This window comes from Microbacterium sp. 18062 (assembly GCF_902706225.1).
Taxonomy (GTDB): Bacteria; Actinomycetota; Actinomycetes; order Actinomycetales; family Microbacteriaceae; genus Microbacterium.
In genome coordinates, this window is the sequence record NZ_CACSKB010000007.1 from 20,313 (window position 1) to 38,943 (window position 18,631).

Genomic DNA, 18,631 nt, shown 5'->3' on the forward strand with positions numbered 1-18,631 from the left:
CACAGCCCGAAGCGGTTGCTGCGGGACAGGCCGCCCGCGCCGGTCATGCGGGCAACTGCAGCAGGACGGCCGGCGCAGGTGCGGCTTCCCGGCCCTCGAACGGGACGGGCTGGCACACCAGGTAGTAGTCGCCGGCCTCGGCGGCCGCGAGGTTCGCGTTCTCGAGGATGGCGACGCCCGCGTTGCAGAGGATCACGTGCGTCGGCCAGTGCTCGGTGTGATCCGGCGCCTCCATCGTCATGTAGTCGTTCGCGGCGAAGACGACTCCGTGGTCGACGAGCCATTGCGCACCGGCCGGGCCGAGGCCCACCCAGGTCGCGCTCCGCTCGGCGCGGGTGAGGGCGTCCGTCGAGTTGCGCGTCTTGAACAGCACACGGGTGGCACCTTCTGCGCCCGCGCCGATCAGGTCCTCCGCGGTGATCTCCTTCTCGACGTCGCGGAGGTCGAGGACGCGAGCGGGGCCGACGGTGTGCTCGAGCGGGATGCGGTCGACCGTCGTGCCTCCCTTGACGAAGTGGCTCGGGGCGTCGACGTGGGTGCCGGTGTGGGCGCCGATGAGCCACCGTGACACCTCGCTCGGGCTGGTCTCGTCGATCTCCTCGACCATCTCGTACGTCGGGCGACGGCCCCAGTGCAGCATCTCCGGATGGACGGGGATGCTCAGGTCGATGGGATCGCTCGCATCGACGGGACGACTCAAGGGGACCATGATTGGATCCTAAACTCTACAGAATGGATCCGCAAGGAAGATTGCCGACGGATGATCCGCGGGCAGGCGGCCGATCCGGCGAGGACGTGCGCGCGAGTTAACACGATCGTTTCACGGCAGAAAACCACGGCCCGGCCGGGCGGGGCACCCTGTTCCTGTCAATCGATAGAAACACTCGGCGCACCACCCAGCCCCAGGAGTGCTCATGATCATCTTCGGAGTGGGGATCACGGTTCTCGTGGTCCTCGTCGTTGGCATCGCCGTCGCCCGCAAGATCGACGGCGACAGCGCCAACTACCTCGTGGCGGGCCGCCGACTCGGCGTCCCGCTCGTCGCCGTCTCGCTCACCGCCGCCGCGGTCGACTCGAACGCCACGGTCGGCAACACCGACCTCACCTCGCAGTTCGGCTTCTGGGCCGGCGCCTCTCTGGCGCTCGGACTCGCCCTCTGCCTGCTCATCACCGGTCTGTTCCTCGCGAAGCCGATGAACGGCATGAGGCTGTTCACCCTCGCCGACTTCTTCCGGGTCCGGTACGGGCGCGGGACCGAGGTCGTCGCATCGGTCCTCATGATCCTGGCCTTCACGATCCTGCTCGCCGGAAATCTCGTGGCGTGCGGCTTCCTGCTCGAGCGATTCGCGAACATCCCCTACGCCTGGGGCGTGATCCTGTCGGTCATGCTCGTGCTCGCCTACACGATCGCGGGAGGCCTGTACTCCGACGCCTACACGGCGGCGGTCCAGACCGCGATCACGGTCGTCGCCGCGATCGCGCTGCTCATCTGGGTCGCCCTGAGCTACGGCATCGTCATCCCCGAGGGGATGGGGCCGTTCGATCTCGAGCAGCTCACCGATCCCGAGATGGGCGCGCCGGTGAACTGGGCCACGCTCATCGCGCTCGGCATCGGGGATCTCGTCGCGATCGACTTCATGCAGCGCATCTTCGGCGCGAAGTCGCCGGAGGTCGCCCGCCGCGCGTGCTTCGTGGGAGCCGCCGGCGTCGCGGTGATCGGCACGGTCTTCGCCCTCGTCGCGCTGACCGCGACGGCGGTGCTCGGCATCTCCGCCGCGGACGGCCCGGTGCTCTTCACACTGCTCGACGACTACGCGCCGCCCCTCATCGCCATCCTCGTGCTCTCCGGCGTGGTCGCGGCCTCGTTCTCGACGGCCTCCGGTGCGATCCTCGCGACCTCCGCGATCGCCGTCCGCAACATCTTCTCGGTGCGCCGGCGAGGCGACGGGATCGATCCGCTGCTGCGATGGACGAGGATCGCGATGATCCCGATCGTCGTCACCGGCTCGTTCCTCGCCATCCGGGTGAGCCAGACCGGCATCCTCCTGACGCTCGCGTTCGACCTGATGCTCGCCTGCCTCGCCGCGCCCTTCCTGATCGGGATCTTCTGGAAGCGTCCCGGTGTCGTGGCGGCGCTCGCCGCCGCGCTGGTCGGCTTCGCCGTGCGCATGGTCTTCCTCGTGCTCACGCCCACGCTCTACGGGGTGCCCAACGACATCCTCTACCTGCCGAACGACCTCATCGGCGTCGAGTTCGACGGCTGGGCGACGATCGTCGCGGGGCTCGTCGGGTTCGGCACCTACGCGCTCGTCGGTGCGCTCTCGCCGCGGACGATCGAGGAGCGGGCGAACGAGGATGCGGCGAAGAAGGCGCTCGAACGCGAGCAGGAGGGCGCTTTCGAGCCGGTGCCCTCCTGACCGCTCCGGGTCGGCGACGGGTCTCCCGCGCCGACCCGGACGAAACATCGCCGAAACGCCCGTCTGATCTCATACCTATCGAACGACAGGAAAGGAGTCCGCGATGAGTGGTCGGATCGATGAGCTGGACAGCGTCGAGCGCGCCAGGGCGGACGCGCGCTCTCGATCGACCCGATCCGAGTGGATGCCGTACCTCCCGCCGCACACCGCCCCGTTCGCCCCGGCGGACGTGGATCCCGGCGTCCTCCGCTGGGCCGAGACGGTGGCGCCCGGCGGCTACGCCCACCTGCGCGTCGCACGGGGCACCCGCATCCGTCTCGAGGACGTCACCGGCGACGCCTGCGCGCACGTGCTCGTCTTCAACGCCGTGGAGCCGGGGGAGCGGCTGAACGTCGCCGACACGCAGAAGATCCCGTGGCAGGCCTACCTCGGCGCGGGGCACCCGCTGCTCTCCGGCGACGGGCGGGTGCTCGCGACGATCGTCGCCGACACCTCGGGACACCACGATGCCTTCTGCGGCACGTCGAGCGACGCGTGGAACGAGCAGAGGTACGGCGACGCCCACCCGGAGGGCGCCTCGCCGTCGGGCCACGCTCTGCTGCGGCTGGCCGGCGCCAAGCACGGGCTCACCGTGCGCGACCTGCCACCGGCGGTCACGCTGTTCCAGGGGGTGCGGGTGGACGCAGACGGCTCCCTCGCCTGGCGGGGGTCGGCGGGGCCGGGGGCCTCGGTCGACCTCCGCGCCGAGCTGCCGCTCATCGTGCTGGTCGCGAACGTGCCGCACCCCCTCGACCCGAGGGACGACTACGTGGTCGGCCCGCTGCGGGTGACGGCGTGGGCGGAACGCCCCACCGACGAGCGCGACGACGTCTTCGCCCTCTCTCCCGAGCGCGAGCGCGCCTACCGCAACACGATCGCCTACGCCGAGCTCGCCGGGCTCTGAGAGGAACGCCATCATGATCACCACGGTCCCCGAGCGTCCCGTGCACGCCGACGGCGTCGCCCTCGACTGGTCGACGCCTCTCGCGGACGGTGCGATCGTGCTCGACGAGCACGTGCCGCCCCGCGCGGCCTGGTCGGCGATCGTCGCCGCCGGCGACGTGCTCACGATCGTCGACGTCGGCGGCAACCAGTCGGCCGACTTCCTCGTCTACGCCGCCGCGGACACCGCCGAGCGGTACAGTGCGGCCGACACGATCGCCTGGCAGCGCAACGCCTACGTCGGCACGGGCACGGTGCTGCGCAGCAACCTCGGCCGGCCGCTCATGACGGTCACCGCCAACGAGATCGACCGGCAGGACACGATCGGCGGCGCCTGCGGCAAGGAGTCCAACACGCTCCGCTACGGCCACCACACGCTCTACCAGCACGGCTGCCGCGAGAACTTCCTGGCCGAGGCGGGCCGGCACGGCCTCGGCGCGCGCGACCTCGTGTCGAACCTCAACTGGTTCATGAACGTGCCGGTCGAGCCCGACGGCTCGCTCGGCATCGTCGACGGCATGTCGGCCCCGGGCAAGCGCGTGGCCCTGCGGGCCGAGCGTGACGTGCTCGTGATCGTCTCCAACTGTCCGCAGATGAACAACCCGTGCAACGACTTCAGCTGCACGCCGCTGCGGATGATCGTCACGCGCGCGTGACCGGCATCGGGACCCTGCTCGTCGCGAACCGCGGCGAGATCGCCCGCCGGATCCTGCGGACCGCCCGTGACCGGGGCATCCGCACCGTCGCGGTGTACTCCGACGCGGACCGCGCGGCACCGCACGTGCGCGAGGCGGACGCCGCGGTACGTCTCGGGCCCGCGCCCGCGGCGGAGTCGTACCTCCGCCTCGACGCGGTGCTGGCCGCCGCCGAGGAGAGCGGAGCGGAGGCGGTCCACCCGGGCTACGGCTTCCTCGCCGAGAGCTCCGCCGCCGCGCGCGCGGTCGAGGCCGCGGGGCTCGCCTGGGTCGGGCCGACCCCCGGGCAGCTCGACGCGTTCGGCCTCAAGCACACCGCCCGCGCCCTCGCCGCGGCCGCCGGCGTGCCGCTGCTGCCGGGAACCGACGTGCTCGCGTCGCGGGACGAGGCGGTCGCCGCCGCATCCGCCATCGGGTTCCCGGTCATGCTCAAGGCGACGGGCGGCGGAGGCGGGATCGGCATGCGCGTCTGCGCGGATGGGGACTCCGTCGCGGAGGCCTTCGACGCCGTGACACGACAGGCCGCGGCGAGCTTCGGCTCGGCGGGGGTGTTCCTCGAGAAGTACGTGCGCCCGGCGCGCCACGTCGAGGTGCAGCTGTTCGGCGACGGCGAGGGACGTGTCGCGGTGCTCGGCGACCGCGACTGCTCGCTGCAGCGCCGCAACCAGAAGGTCGTCGAGGAGGCACCGGCTCCCCGGCTCCCCGACGCCGTGCGGACGCACCTGCACGAGAGCGCCGCGGCCCTCGCGAGCAGCATCCGCTACCGCTCCGCGGGCACCGCGGAGTTCGTCTACGATCCGGCCGAGGAGCGCGCCTACTTCCTCGAGGTGAACGCCCGTCTGCAGGTCGAGCACCCGGTGACCGAGGCCGTGTTCGGCATCGACCTCGTCGGGCTCATGCTCGACCTCGCCTCCGGCGGTCCCGCGGCGCTCCCCGACGCGCTGTTCGCCGCGGCGCCGGCGCCGGAGGGCCACGCGGTCGAGGCGCGCATCTACGCGGAGGACCCCGACCGGCAGAACGCCCCGTCGACGGGGCTCGTCACCGCGGTGCGCCTGCCCTCGGGCGAGGGCGTCCGCGTCGACTCCTGGATCGAGCCCGGCCTCGAGGTCACGTCGTTCTACGACCCGCTGCTTGCCAAGGTCGTCACACACGCCCCGACCCGCGACGAGGCTCTCGACGCGCTGCACGACGCGCTCGCGGGGACCCGCATCGACGGCATCGTGACCGGCGTCGGGATGCTGCGCGAGCTCACGCTCGACCCCCGCGTGCGAGCGGCACGGCACGACACCGGCACGCTCGACGGGGCGCGCGACCCCGACCCGCGCATCGAGGTGGACGAGCCCGGCATGCTCACGACCGTGCAGGATCTGCCCGGCCGCCTCGGGTACTGGCAGGTGGGCGTGCCGCCCTCGGGCCCGATGGACGCGGTCTCGTTCCGCGAGGCGAACCTCGCGGTCGGCAACCCGGCCGAGGCGCCGGGGCTCGAGGTGACGCTCACCGGGCCGACGCTCCGGTTCACCGCGCCCACGACGGCGTGCATCACAGGCGCCCCCGTGGAGGCGACCCTCGACGGCACGCCCGTCGCGGGGTGGGAGCCGTTCGAGGTGCCCGCGGGCGGCGTGCTGCGCATCGGCGCGGCCGCGGGTCCCGGCATCCGCTCCTACGTCGCGGTGCGCGGCGGCGTCGACGTGCCGCGCTACCTCGGCAGCGCCTCGACCTTCACGCTCGGCGGGTTCGGCGGCCACGGCGGGCGCGCGCTCGTCGCGGGCGACGTGCTGCGGCCGGGCGCCGCGCCGGCGGACCCGCTCGCGGGCACGCCGCGGCCCGTCCCCGCCGACCGGCGGCCGCACCTGACGTCGCAGTGGCTGATCGGCGTGACGGAGGGCCCGCACGCGGCCCCCGAGTTCTTCACGCGCGAGGACATCGACCGGCTGTACACGGCCGAGTACACGGTGCAGGTCAACTCCGCCCGCACCGGCATACGCCTGAGCGGACCGCAGCCGGCCTGGGCGCGCACCGACGGCGGCGAGGCGGGGCTCCATCCCTCGAACATCCACGACACCCCCTACGCGGTGGGGGCGCTCGACTTCACCGGCGACACCCCGATCATCCTCGGCCCGGACGGCCCCAGCCTCGGCGGCTTCGTGTGCCCCGCGGTCGTCGCGAGCGGCGACCTCTGGAAGCTCGGTCAGCTGCGCCCGGGCGACACCATCCGCTTCGTTCCGGTGCGCGAGGCGGACGCCGCGCGGCTCGACCCCTCCCGGTCGCTCCGCGCGCCTCTTCTCATCGGCGGCGCGGGCGACGGCGACGACGGTGTCATCGCGCGTCGCGAGGCGGACGCCGGCGACGGGAGCGCGGGACGCCCGAGCGTCACCTATCGCCGCGACGGCGACGACAACCTGCTGATCGAGTTCGGCGAGCAGGTGCTCGATCTGGGCCTGCGGATGCGGGTGCACGCGCTGCAGGCGAGTCTCGCCGAGCACGCGCCCGCCGGCATCCTCGACGTCACCCCGGGCATCCGGTCCCTGCAGGTGCACACCGACGCGTCCGTGCTGCGCGCGTCGCAGCTCGTCGGCCTCGTGCAGGAGCTCGACGACGCGCTGCCCCCGACCGGCGAGCTCGTCGTCCCCTCGCGCGAGGTGCGGCTGCCGCTGTCGTGGGACGACCCGGCGACCCGCCTCGCGATCGAGCGGTACATGGCGGGGGTGCGCGACGACGCCCCGTGGACGCCGTGGAACATCGAGTTCATCCGCCGCATCAACGGTCTCGACTCCGTCGAGGACGTCTACCGCACCGTGTTCGACGCGCAGTACCTCGTGATGGGGCTCGGCGACGTGTACCTGGGCGCGCCGGTCGCGACGCCGCTCGACCCGCGCCACCGGCTCGTCACCACCAAGTACAACCCCGCCCGCACGTGGACGGCTGAGAACTCGGTCGGCATCGGCGGCGCCTACCTCTGCATCTACGGCATGGAGGGTCCCGGCGGATACCAGTTCGTCGGACGCACGGTGCAGGTGTGGAACCGCTTCCGCCGCGGCGGGCTCTTCCGGGAGAACCCCTGGGCGCTGCGCTTCTTCGACCGCATCCGCTGGTACCCGGTCTCCGCCGAGGAGCTGCTCGAGCTGCGCGCCGAGACCGACGCGGGCCGCGGCCGCGTCGAGACCGTCGAGGGGACGTTCGCGCTCGCCGACCACGAGAGGTTCCTCGCCGACAACGCGCAGGGCATCGAGGAGTTTCGGACGCGGCAGCGCACCGCCTTCGACGAGGAACGGGCGCGGTGGCGCGCATCGGGGGAGTTCGACCGCCCGGTCGAGTCGGACTCGGCGCCGCCCGCATCCGCGGAGCACGTGCTGCCGCCCGGCTGCGTCGCGGTGCGGGCGCCGTTCGCGGCGACGGTGTGGAAGACGGAGGCGGCGCCCGGAGCGTCGATCGATGTGGGAGAAAGGGTCATGGTGCTGGAGGCGATGAAGATGGAGACGACCGTGAGCGCGTCGGAGGCGGGGATCGTGCGGGAGCTGTACGCGACGCCGGGTGAGCGGGTCGGGGCGGGACAGCTGCTCGCCGCGATCGAGGTCGAGCGATGAGCGCGTCGCCGCCGAGCGCCGTCGAGCGCGTCGCCGCCGCATACGCGCGAAACGCCGAGGCCGACCGGCCCGAGGCCTGGATCTCGCTGCGGCCGGAGGCCGACGCGCTCGCCGAGGCGGCCGAGATCGACCGCCGGGTCGCGGCCGGCGAGCGGCTGCCGCTGGCCGGCACGGTCGCCGCCGTCAAGGACAACATCGACGTCGCCGGCTTCGCCACGACCGCGGGGAGCCCGGCCTTCGCCTTCGTGCCCGAGGCCGACGCCCCCGCCGTCGCGCGGTTGCGGGCGGCGGGCACCGTCGTGCTGGGCAAGACCAACCTCGACCAGTTCGCGACCGGGCTCGTCGGCACCCGTAGCCCCTACGGCGCGGTGCGCGGCGCCTGGGATCCGACGCGGATCTCCGGCGGGTCGAGCTCGGGCTCCGCGGTGCTCACGGCGCTCGGCGTCGTGGACATCGCCCTCGGCACCGACACGGCGGGCTCCGGGCGCGTGCCTGCGGCGCTGAACGGCATCGTCGGGGTGAAGCCCACCGTCGGTCTCGTGCCGACGACGGGCGTGGTGCCGGCGTGCCGCACGATCGACTGCGTCACCGTGTTCGCGCGCGGCCTCGCGCTCGCGCGCGAGGCCGCCGAGCTCATGAGCGGTCCCGACGGCGTCGACCCGATCGCCCGGGCCGATGTGCCGGCGCCGCCGCCGGCCGCGAGGCCCGTCGTCGCGATCCCGACGCCCGAGCACCTCGAAGGACTCGCCGAGGGGTGGTCGGACGCGTTCCGCGGCGTGGTGGCCCGGCTCGCCGCATCCGGAGTGGACGTCGTCGAGGTCGACATCGCGCCGCTGCTCGAGGCGGCGACCCTGCTCTACGGCGGCGCGTTCGTCGCCGAGCGCACGGCGGCGGTGGGGGAGTTCATCCAGACGCACCGCGGCCTCATCGGAACCGACCTCGACCCGACCGTCGCGGGGATCGTGCTCGCGGGCGCCGAGGCCAAGGCCGTCGACTACTTCCGCGACCGCGAGCGGCTCGAGCGGCTCGGGCTCGAGGGGTTGCGGCGGCTCGAGGGCACGGTGGCTCTCCTGACCCCGACGACCACGTGGCATCCGACCCTCGAGCAGGTCGCGGCCGATCCGGTGGGCGCGAACGCGCGCATGGGGCGGTTCACGAACTTCGCGAACCTGCTCGACCGGAGCGCGCTCGCCGTGCCGGCGGGCGTCGTCGACGGCAAGCCGTTCGGCGTGATGCTGACGGGCGCGCCCTTCGCGGACCGCACGCTCGCGCAGCTCGCCGAGCGCGTCGTCGCGCCCCCCGTCGATCTGCTCGTGGTCGGCGCGCACCTTCGGGGCCAGCCGCTCAACCACCAGCTGGTCGCGGCGGGCGGCACGTTCGTGGCCGAGGTGCGGACCGCATCCGAGTACCGCCTGTTCGCGCTCGCGACGACCCCTCCCAAGCCCGGGCTCGTGCGCGTGGCAGACGGTGGCAGCGCGATCGAGGGAGAGGTGTGGCGCCTGCCCGCCGCCGGCTTCGGCGGCTTCGTGGCGGCGCTGCCCGAGCCCATGGGCATCGGCTCGGCCCGGCTCGCCGACGGGTCGACGGTCGCCGGCTTCCTCTGCGAGTCCGTGGCGCTCGACGGTGCCCGCGACATCACCGAGTTCGGCGGATGGCGGGGGTTCCGCGCCTCGCTGGCATGATGGAGGTCATGGGCGAGCGCGGCACGGCGGGCCGGGCGGGGGCTCCGCGAGCACGTGTGGGGAGACCGCGGGCGACGCCCCGCACCGACGACGGCCGCTCGGCGAAGGCGCAGATCCTCGACGCGGCGGCGGAGCTCTTCACGACGCGCGGCTACGCCGCGACCTCGACGCGCGAGATCGCGGAGCGGGCCGGCATCCGCCAGGCGAGCCTCTACTACCACGTGTCGGCGAAGCCGCAGCTGCTGCTCGAGCTGCTCGACGCCTCGGTGCGCCCGACGCTCGAGGGCCTCGACGATCTGCTCGCCCGGCCCGATGCGCCGGCGGCACTGTACGCGCTTGCGACCCGCGACGTGCAGACGCTGCTGACGGCACCGCACAACCTCGCCGTGCTCTACCTCACGCCCGAGCTCGCCGACCCGGAGTTCGCGTCGCTGCACGAGGCCCGCGGTCGTCTGCGCGCCGCCTACGTCGACCTCGCCCGGCGCATCGGCGGTCCGGGCGGCGCGGACTTCCGCGGCGCCGCGTGCCTGCAGCTCGTCGAGCTCGCGATCGAGCTGCGTCAGCGGGGCGAGGTTCCGCCGGACGCGCCGCACGATATCGCCCTCGCCTGCCTCCGGGTCGTCGAGGCTCACCCGCACGACATCGCGCGGGTGAGCGGGACGGCGCGGTGAGCGTGCCGCGGACGTGGGCGGATGCGGAGCCGTTGCGGCTCGCCGGGCGGCCGCGGCGCCTGGTGCCGCTCGTGGTCGGCTACGAGGCGGTCGCCGAGTCCGTGTCGGTGCACGGCGGCAGCTCGTTCCGGTACCTCATGGAGCCCGTGACCGCGGTCGCCGTCGTGTTCGACGAGGGGTGGGCGCTGATCGACGGCGGGTTCGATCCGGCGCGCGTGCGCGACCGGGATCAGCGGGTGGCGAGCTTCGACTACGAGAACTACGCCCCGATCGTGCCCGCGGGCGACCCGCTCGTCGACCAGGTCGCCGAGGCGGGGCTCGACTGGGCCGACCTCGCGGCGGCGGCGATCACGCACGCGCACTTCGACCACACCGGCGCCGCGCGGCTGCTCGGGCCGAGCCAGCCCCTGCTGATGCAGGCGCGCGAGTGGCGCCACGTGAACGAGGTGGACGACGCGCGCATGGCGTTCCTGTTCATCGACGATCTCGTGCGTCCGGGGCTGTCGATCGTGCTGCTCGACGGCGACACCGACCTCGCGCCCGGGCTCCGCGCGATCGACACGTCGGGCCACACGCCCGGACATCAGTCGTTCGTCGTAGAGCTGCCCGATCGCACGGTCGTACTCGCCGGCGACGCCGCCGACCTCCACCGCAACGTCGTGGAGTGCGTGCGGTGCGGGTCGACCGTCGGCGAGCACGGCGCCGAGCGCGCCGCATCCGCCATCCGGCGTCTCGCCGAGCTCGACGCCCGGCCCGGGGTGGAGGTGTGGCCCGCGCACGATCCGGAGTGGGGCCCGTGGCGCGAGGTGGTGGAGTCGCGGCGGTAGCCGCCCCGCCCGGACCGGCGGCGCGACGCGGGCGCGACCTACCCCCGACCCGCGAGACTGCACGGTGGCGCCGAGACAGCGGGGCAACCCCACGGTCTCGGCGCCACGCTGCAGTCTCGCGGATCGACGGATGGCGGGTCGGTGCTTGGCTAAAGTGGGCCCGTGCCTCGACAGACGAAGGGCGGAAGCTACGCCGTCGGACGAGCCCGCCGTGAGCGCATCCTCGACGTCGCGACGAGGATGTTCGCGACGATCGGCTATTCGCAGGTCTCCCTGACGGAGATCGCCCGCGAGGGGGGACTGACCGCGCCGGGCCTCCGGCATCACTTCCCGACCAAGCAGCATCTGCTCATGGCGATCATCGAGCGGCGGTTCGACCGGACCCTCGATCGGGCCAATCTGCGGCCGCCCGACCAGGACGGCACCGGTCCGTTCCGGATCATGCTGACGATCACCGAGATGATCGCGGCCGATCCGGACCTGACCCAGCTGTTCGTCCTCGTGATGGCGGAGTCGGCCGATGCTCGCAGCCAGACGCACGATCTCTTCGTCTCGCGTCAGGAGGTCATCATCGCCGATCTGGTCGCGCAGTTCCAGGAGGCGGTGACGGCGGGGCACCTGCGCGAGGACGTCGACTACCGCGCACTGGCTCGTCAGTGCATCGCGGTCACCGACGGGCTGCAACTGCAGTGGATCCTCTCCGGTCGCACGCTCGACTTCGTCTCGATGAACGCACGGATCCTCGAGCTGCTGGCCGCCGACGTGCGTGTGGACGGCAGGCGCATCGATCTGCGCACGCCCGCCGCCGCCGCCGCCGAGTGAGTCTCGTCGTCCCGATCTCGGGAGCGTTCAGTCATCCCATCGAACGCGTCCTCGGATGTCGCCGAGTCCGCGCGCCACGAGCAGCGTCCCGCTGCGTTCGAGGTCGGTCCAGTGTCCTGTCCCGCAGTCCCAGCGCCGCCATGCGTGCGGGTCTGCGCTGACGCTGATCTCCGCGGACTCGCCTCCGCCGACCTCGACGGCCGACCAGCCGATCAGCCGCACCGGCAGTTCGGGGTCGTCCGGGGCGAAGTAGAGCTGGACCACTTCGCGTGAGAGCCGGTCGGAGGTGTTGCGGACGGTCACCTGCACGGACGGGAGGTCGCCGTCGGTCGCCGGCTGCACGCGCTCGTACTGCCAGGAGCCGTAGCCGAGACCGTGCCCGAACCAGTACGCGGGCTCCGGCGCCCTGCCCGCGGCGTGTGCGCGGTAGCCCACGAACGGGCCCTCCGTGTAGGTGAGCATGCCGTCCGGTGCGGGATCCACGTCCCACGCCGCAGCGGCGCCGTCCGACCGGGGCCACGTGGTCGTGAGCCGTCCCGTGGGCTCGACGTGGCCGAAGAGCGCGGCGGCGATGGCGCGACCGCCCTCCTGGCCGGGAAGACCCGCCAGAAGGATCGCGTCGACCTCGTCGGCCCAGGGCATCAGCACCGGGCTGGCCGCATTGATCACGACGACGACCCGTTCGGCGACGGCGGCGACGGCGGAGACGAGCCGATCCTGTGCGCCGGGCAGACGCAGCGTCGACCTGTCCTGCGACTCCGTCTCCTCGTGGGCGGTCACGCCGACGACGACGACGGCGACCTCGGCTCCGCGTGCCGCCGCGACCGCGTCCGCGATGGCTGCGTCGTCGCCCGACGGAGCGGGTCGCGCGATCAAGGCCACCTGAGTTCGTGGGAACCCTGCGGGATCGAGCTCCGCTTCGATCGTGACGGGGCCGGTGATCGTCGCCTCGGTCCGAGCACGCGGCGGAGCGAGCAGTCCTTCGCCGGGGATGCCGGTGAGCGGCGCCACGCGGATCGACTCGCGGTGCGGTCCAGCGCTCAGCACCCAGCTGCCGAGGCCCATCACCCCCAACTCCAGCGGTGTCTGCTCCGTGACCCGCGCGAGAAGACGGACGCGCACGCCGGGCTCGTCCGTCTCGCCGGCCAGGCCGATGTATCGCTTGCCGTCGCCCACGTGCTGGTCGCGCACGATCGCGCCGTCGGCCGCGATGAGCTGGAAGCGCATGCCGGGCTCGCCGTCGAGGGGGTCGACGATGAAGCCTGGTCGCGCGCACGGCGGCAGGCCGCTCAGCTCCACACCTCGGACGGCCGCAGGCGGCGTCGCGGCGAACTCGGTGATGCCGTCGATCACGTTGGTGCAGTGCGGTGCGGTCACCTCCGGGGAGCCTCCGCCCATCAGCAGGGTCTCCCACGCGGGCGTGCCGACGATGGTCACTGAGGCGTCGCGCCGCAGTGGCAGTGTGCCGTCGTTCTTCAGCACCGTCATCGCCGAGGCGGCGAGCTCGAGCAGCTCGCCGCGAGAAACCGCGGTCGGATGCGTCGCCGCCGACGACGAGGCGACGGAACCGGGGTCGAGCCGGCCGGTGCGATGCGCCAGCCGCAACAGTCGGCGCACATGGTCATCGATCACGTCTTCCGGGACGAGGCCGGTGCGCACCGCCTCGACGAGGCTCTCACCCCACGGGCCGTCCGGACCGGGGAGGACGACGTCCAGCCCGCCGCGCACCGATTCCACCGTCGTATGCACGGAGAAGAAGTCGGACACGACGAGGCCGTCGAACCCCCACTCGCCTTTCACGACGCCGTTCACGAGGTCGGAATGCTGGGACGCCGGGATGCCGTTGACGCGGTTGTACGCGGTCATCAGAGCCCATGCCCCGCCCTCCTCGACGGCGATCTCGAAGGGCAGCAGATAGACCTCGCGGAGCGTCGTCTCGTCGACACGGACGTCGACGTGGTGGCGGTCGGTCTCGGAGTCGTTGGCGACGAAGTGCTTCACGCACGCGGCGACGCCGCGCTCCTGGAGACCACGGACGTATGCGGCAGCGAGGCGTCCGGTCAGGAGCGGGTCTTCGGAGTAGGCCTCGAAGAGGCGGCCCGCCCGGGGGCTCCGGTGGAGGTTGATCGTCGGCCCCAGCAGCAGATGGGTGTTCTGCCGCAGTGCCTCGTCGGCAAGGAGCGCGCCGACGCGGCGGAGCACGTCCTCGTTCCACGTGGCCGCGAGCAGCGAGGCGTTGGGAAGGGACGCCGTGGGCTCGCCGCCGCTCATCGACAGGCCCTTCACCCCGACGGGTCCGTCCGACATGCCGATCGGCGGCAGTCCGATCCGCTCGTCGCCCGTGAGCGAGAGGAAGGACGAGCCCGTCAACAGCGTCACCTTGGCGGACAGATCGAGTCGGCCGAGCAGGTCCTCGAAGAACTGCTCGTCGGCCGGCCGCGTCATCCCGACGCGATCGGGGTGTGTGAGAGGCGGTCGACCCTGCGTGGTCACACTGGCTCCGTCGGCGCGAACTGGGACGGCTTGGATCCCGTGATCCATCCGACGACGGAGTCGTTGTCGGTGTCCCTCGTGCGCACGTCGGCGACCTTGCGGCCTCGGTTGAGGATCACGATGCGATCGGCGACCGCGAAGCACAGCGGCAGATCGTGGGTGACGATGATGACGGCGATGCCCCTGGCGGCCAGGCGGGCGATGAGATCCTCGACCTGGCGCGTCTGCTGATACCCCAGGGCGGCGGTCGGCTCGTCGAGCAGCAGGATGCCGCCGCGTTCCTCCTCCCCGGTGACGCGCACAGCCGAACGGGCCAATGCCACCACCTGTCGCTGGCCGCCGGAGAGCATCTCGACGGGGCGCGTCATCGGCGCGGTCGTCACGCCGAGCGTCGCCAGCTCCTGCTCGGCGTCGCGACGCATCCGCTTGCGATCGAGCCAGCCGAGCCATCCGAACGGTCCGCGTACGACCGGCTCCTCGCCCAGCGTGATGTTGGTGGCGATGTCGAAGGCGTCGACGAGCGCCAGATCCTGGTAGACCATCTGGATGCCGTGCGCCGCCGCGTCCGACGGGGTGTGGAAGCTCACCGCCTCGCCGTGCACGCGGATCGTTCCCATGGTCGCACGGTGTGCGCCAGACATGACTTTCAGCAGCGTCGACTTCCCGGCGCCGTTGTCGCCGAGCAGAGCGACGATCTCGCCAGGATGCGCGTGGAGGTCCACACCGTCGAGCGCGCGCACGAATCCGTAGTGGAGACTGATGTCGCTGAGATCGAGAGCAGGGGTCGTCTTTTCGGTCATCGTCGTCTCACTTGCCTTGTGCGCGACCGCGGCCCGCAAGGGACGAGGCGTCGGCGATCAGCCGGGAGGACACGAGCCCACCCGTGTACTTGTCGAGGGCGAGAGCGCCGATCAGCAGCGCACCCGTGATCACGTCGGTCCAGTACGGCTGGACGTTCTGGATCACGAGGTAGCTGTTGATGGTCGCTATCACCAGAGCACCCACCAGCACGAGCGGAAGGCTGCCTCGTCCGCCTGTCAAGGCCAGCCCCGACAGGGCGACGGCGGTGAGGGCTTCGAAAAGGATTCCCGGCGAGGCGGCGGGCGACGCCTGGGTGACGATGGCTGCCGTGACGATGCCGCCGAGCGCGGCGCACACCCCGCCGAGCACGAACCCCAGAACTCGGTAGCGGTCGCTCCTCACGCCCGATCGGCGCACAGCCTCCGCGTTGCCTCCGACCGCCAGCATCCGTACTCCTGAGCGCATGCGGGTCAGGAAGAGGGTGCCGATCACGTAGAGGATCACCACGACGTACACGGGTGCGGGAACGCCCAGATAGCGGTCGGTTCCGATGAACCGGAGGCTGGTCAACCCCGTGACCGGAATCCCTTTCGACAGGACGCTCGCGAGCCCGCCGAGGACGGCCAGCATGCCGATCGTCACGACGAGCGGATTCAGCCCACGGAGCACGATGAGCCCGTTGACCGCACCGATCCCGACACCGACCGCCAAGCCGATGGCGATCGCGATCACCGGCGGAACGCCAGCATTCAGGAGAAGGCCGACGGTGACGCCCGCGAAGGCAGCGGTCCCGGGGATGGACAGATCGAGAGCGCCGGACATGACGCCGAAGGCGACGCTCGCGGCGAAGATGGAGGTGACCGCCGCCGCCCCGAGGATCAAGGCGAAGTTGGTCGGCGTGGCGAAGACAGGAGAGGTCGCTGCGAAGACGATCAGCATCACGATCCAGAGCACGATGATGCCGCGGCTGCGCAGGAAGGCGAGGACGCCCACCGTGGTCGTCCTGGCCGGCTTGTCCGCCCGCATCAAGGTGTCCATAGTCCCCGTCGCGGGGGGGGGGGGTGTCGGCGTGGTGTTCATATCCAGCGCTCCGGCTCAGTCGTTGACTGTGATCGTGGCGACGGGCACGTACTTCTGGATGCCGTCCGCGGTCGGGTCGGCCGCCATCTTCTCGATCTGATCGACGCTGTTGACGATGTCCTGGCTGAACTGCAGCGCCACGACGCCGAACAGGTTGCCGCTCTCGACCTCGCCGAGCACCTCGTCGTTGCCACCGGCACCCGTGATGCACACGGATTGCGGGTCCAGGCCTGCCTGCTGCACCGCGCCGAGCGCGCCGAGCGAGGCCTCGTCGTTCTGCCCCACGAAGACGTTCGCGCCCGGGTTGCCCTGGATCGCGCTCAGCGTCGTCGTCTGAGACGCGAGCCGTTCCAGGCCGTTGTCGAGGGTCGAGACGATCTCCGCGTCGGACGCCTTCTCGGCGAGCGTCGCCGAGAAGGCGTCGTTGATCTGCTGCGACCCCGATTGCCCCGGAGGATCCTGCAGGAAGATGACCCGGCCCTCACCGTCCAGACGTTCGTCGATGCAGGCGGCGGTCGCCGTGGCCAGATCGGCGCCGTACGTCTCGTAGTCGATGGTGCTGAAGGTGATGCCCGGCTGGACTCCTGCGAAGCCGTAGTCCTCGGGTGTGCCGAGTGCCAGGACGACGACCCCTCTCTCCTGCGCCTTCTCGAAGACGGGGACCAGAGCGGCCGGGTTCAGCGCCATCGCCCAGACGGCGTCGACCTGCCCGTTCTCGATCCATGAGGTGACCTGCTGAGCCTGGGTCGCGGCATCGTTGTCCGGATCGGCGACGAGCACCTCGTGTCCTCGTTCGCCGGCGAGGGCTTCGAGTCCAGCGGCGAGTCCCGTCAGTGCCGGTGCCGACAGGTTCAGCGGGGAGAAGCCGATCCGAAGTGCGCCCTCGGCCTGCGTCGAGGCGGTCGTTGCGCCGGCGTCGGTTCCGCCGCCTCCCGAGCACCCCGTGAGAACGATGCTCGAGATCGCGAACGCGGCCAGGCCGTTCGCGACCCATCCTCGACGACGATGTTGTGCCATGTTCTTCTCCTCTTTGAGTGGCAGCACACGCCCGGTGCAGGCATGGTGGCGGATTCTCTCCCGCGCGATCCTCACTGAACAGCCCGACGGGGTGACCCGTCAAGAACTTTCCTTCGATAGAAGGTATTTGAGGATGGCGGGCGACCGCAACGGTGCGGTCGGGGCGGCCGGCGCCGACGTTCGCGAGCGTCATGGCCTGCGGCCGGGTTCGATGCGGCGCGTGCGCGACCGGGTCGGCGCGGACGGGTCACCAGTCGTCGGACCGTGGGGTGGGTGATGCCTGCCGAGGCGCGGGGAGGCACCTGCGCCCCTCCACCCCTCGGGCGCGCCGTGGGGCGGGAAGGCGCAGTTCACCTGTCGCGTCCGGTCGCCGAGACCGACCGGACGCGACAGGCGAACCGGGGATCAGTCCTCGGTGACGCGCACCGTGACCTCGATGTTGCCGCGGGTCGCGTTGGAGTACGGGCACACCTGGTGCGCGGCATCCGCGAGTGCCTGCGCCTCGTCCTGCGGCAGCTCGGGGATCACGACCTCGAGCTCGACGGCCAGCTGGAACCCGCCCTCGCCGTTCGGGCCGATCTGCACGCGGGCGCCGACGCTCGTGTCGTGGATCGCGACCTTCTGCGCGCGGGCGACGGACTGGAGGGCGCTGTGGAAGCAGGCCGCGTAGCCCGCCGCGAACAGCAGCTCGGGGTTCGGGGCGCCGCCGGCGCCGCCCATCTCCTTCGGCACGCGCACGTCGATGTCGAGGATTCCGTCGGGCGTGACGACGTGGCCGTTGCGGCCGCCTCCGGTCGCGAGGGCCTCGGCGGTGTAGAGGACGTCCATGGGGGTCACCTTTCTTCAGGGGTGTTGTCGGGGGTGTTCGGGGTTCGTCGCGGTGCGTCGGTCAGGACGCGTTGGCGGTCTGCACGCTCGCGGTGAGCGTGTGCAGGGAGTCGAGGAGGGCCTGGGCCGACTCCATCGACAGGCTCATGCAGGCGAACAGCTGCGCGGGCACGTCGGCCATCTCTTCACGGAGGGCCTGGCCGCGCGAGGTGAGCGCGACCGTCACGACCCGGCCGTCGGCCTCGCCGCGCGTGCGGGTGACGATGCCGGCGTTCTCGAGGCGCTTCAGCAGCGGTGAGAGCGTGCCCGAGTCGAGGGCGAGGTCGTCGCCGAGGGCTCGCACGGGGAGGGGGCCGCGGGTCCACAGCTGTACGAGCACCAGATACTGCGGGTAGGTGAGGCCCCACGGATCGAGCAGGCGTCGGTACGCCTGCGTCGTCGCCCGGCTCGCCGTGTAGAGCGAGAAGCACACCATCTCGTCGAGTGCGGTACTCATCCCCAAAGCATTGCACACAACCAAATAGCGCACAACTTATCCGTCTCTCCGTCTCTCCCTCTCTCGAACCGCGAGACTGCACGGGGGCGCCGAGACAGCGGGGTAACCCCACGGTCTCGGCGCCCCGCTGCAGTCTCGCGGCCCAGGGGGCTCGAGCCGAGGCGAGCCGGGAGCGGGCAGGGGCAGCGCCGGGAGCGGGCAGGGGGGCAGCGCCGGGAGCGCGGGGACGGAAGCGTG

The 18,631-nt window shown here is 71.9% G+C and carries 16 protein-coding genes; 9 read left to right on the forward strand and 7 right to left on the reverse strand.

Features of this window, described 5'->3' with window-relative positions:
- Positions 1-43: 43 nt before the first annotated feature.
- Positions 44-709, reverse strand: a complete 666-nt coding sequence (locus tag GVL03_RS04175; RefSeq protein ID WP_159499733.1) for a cyclase family protein — start codon at positions 707-709, stop codon at positions 44-46.
- 205 nt (positions 710-914) lie between these two features.
- Here GVL03_RS04175 and GVL03_RS04180 point away from each other — a divergent pair, with 205 nt between their 5' ends.
- The 8 genes from GVL03_RS04180 (at position 915) to GVL03_RS04215 (ending at position 11,679) form a co-directional block, all read left to right on the forward strand.
- Complete coding sequence (locus tag GVL03_RS04180) at positions 915-2,417, forward strand: sodium:solute symporter family protein (protein WP_159499734.1); 1,503 nt, start codon at positions 915-917, stop codon at positions 2,415-2,417.
- A gap of 103 nt (positions 2,418-2,520) precedes the next feature.
- Positions 2,521-3,360, forward strand: a complete 840-nt coding sequence (locus tag GVL03_RS04185) for an urea amidolyase associated protein UAAP1 (protein WP_159499735.1) — start codon at positions 2,521-2,523, stop codon at positions 3,358-3,360.
- Positions 3,361-3,373: 13 nt separating this feature from the next.
- Positions 3,374-4,054: an urea amidolyase associated protein UAAP2 gene (locus GVL03_RS04190; RefSeq protein ID WP_159499736.1), complete on the forward strand. Its 681-nt coding sequence runs from the start codon at positions 3,374-3,376 to the stop codon at positions 4,052-4,054.
- On the forward strand, positions 4,051-7,677 hold the full coding sequence (gene uca, locus GVL03_RS04195) for an urea carboxylase (RefSeq protein WP_159499737.1): 3,627 nt from the start codon (positions 4,051-4,053) through the stop codon (positions 7,675-7,677). The genes GVL03_RS04190 and uca overlap by 4 nt, the downstream gene beginning before the upstream one ends.
- On the forward strand, positions 7,674-9,359 hold the full coding sequence (locus tag GVL03_RS04200; RefSeq protein ID WP_159499738.1) for an allophanate hydrolase: 1,686 nt from the start codon (positions 7,674-7,676) through the stop codon (positions 9,357-9,359). Before uca ends, GVL03_RS04200 begins: the two co-directional genes overlap by 4 nt.
- A complete protein-coding gene (locus GVL03_RS04205; RefSeq protein ID WP_235038015.1) occupies positions 9,356-10,030 on the forward strand; it encodes a TetR/AcrR family transcriptional regulator in 675 nt (224 codons plus the stop codon). Before GVL03_RS04200 ends, GVL03_RS04205 begins: the two co-directional genes overlap by 4 nt.
- Entirely contained in the window at positions 10,027-10,857 is an 831-nt protein-coding gene (locus GVL03_RS04210) for an MBL fold metallo-hydrolase (protein ID WP_159499739.1), read from the forward strand. The genes GVL03_RS04205 and GVL03_RS04210 overlap by 4 nt, the downstream gene beginning before the upstream one ends.
- A gap of 162 nt (positions 10,858-11,019) precedes the next feature.
- The gene (locus GVL03_RS04215) at positions 11,020-11,679 is read left to right on the forward strand and encodes a TetR/AcrR family transcriptional regulator (protein WP_159499740.1); all 660 of its coding nucleotides are present in this window, start codon (positions 11,020-11,022) and stop codon (positions 11,677-11,679) included.
- Positions 11,680-11,706: 27 nt separating this feature from the next.
- Here GVL03_RS04215 and GVL03_RS04220 read toward each other — a convergent pair whose 3' ends face one another.
- The 4 genes from GVL03_RS04220 to GVL03_RS04235 form a co-directional block, all read right to left on the reverse strand.
- A complete protein-coding gene (locus GVL03_RS04220) occupies positions 11,707-14,124 on the reverse strand; it encodes a glycoside hydrolase family 3 C-terminal domain-containing protein (RefSeq protein ID WP_159499741.1) in 2,418 nt (805 codons plus the stop codon).
- Between the two features lie 44 nt (positions 14,125-14,168).
- Entirely contained in the window at positions 14,169-14,972 is an 804-nt protein-coding gene (locus GVL03_RS04225; RefSeq protein ID WP_159499742.1) for an ATP-binding cassette domain-containing protein, read from the reverse strand.
- 7 nt (positions 14,973-14,979) lie between these two features.
- Positions 14,980-15,999: an ABC transporter permease gene (locus GVL03_RS04230; protein ID WP_159499743.1), complete on the reverse strand. Its 1,020-nt coding sequence runs from the start codon at positions 15,997-15,999 to the stop codon at positions 14,980-14,982.
- 69 nt (positions 16,000-16,068) lie between these two features.
- The gene (locus GVL03_RS04235; protein WP_159499744.1) at positions 16,069-17,070 is read right to left on the reverse strand and encodes a sugar ABC transporter substrate-binding protein; all 1,002 of its coding nucleotides are present in this window, start codon (positions 17,068-17,070) and stop codon (positions 16,069-16,071) included.
- Between GVL03_RS04235 and GVL03_RS04240 the strand changes: the two genes are divergently transcribed.
- Positions 17,069-17,347, forward strand: coding sequence for a hypothetical protein (locus GVL03_RS04240; RefSeq protein ID WP_159499745.1), 279 nt, complete (start codon positions 17,069-17,071; stop codon positions 17,345-17,347). The two genes, GVL03_RS04235 and GVL03_RS04240, sit on opposite strands and share 2 nt — an antisense overlap.
- Positions 17,348-17,475: 128 nt before the next feature.
- Here the strand turns inward: GVL03_RS04240 and GVL03_RS04245 are convergent, their stop codons facing one another.
- Together GVL03_RS04245 and GVL03_RS04250 are read right to left on the reverse strand one after the other, a co-directional pair.
- Positions 17,476-17,898, reverse strand: a complete 423-nt coding sequence (locus GVL03_RS04245; protein ID WP_159499746.1) for an organic hydroperoxide resistance protein — start codon at positions 17,896-17,898, stop codon at positions 17,476-17,478.
- A 61-nt stretch (positions 17,899-17,959) separates the two neighbouring features.
- The gene (locus GVL03_RS04250; protein WP_235038016.1) at positions 17,960-18,394 is read right to left on the reverse strand and encodes a MarR family winged helix-turn-helix transcriptional regulator; all 435 of its coding nucleotides are present in this window, start codon (positions 18,392-18,394) and stop codon (positions 17,960-17,962) included.
- Positions 18,395-18,631: the final 237 nt, after the last annotated feature.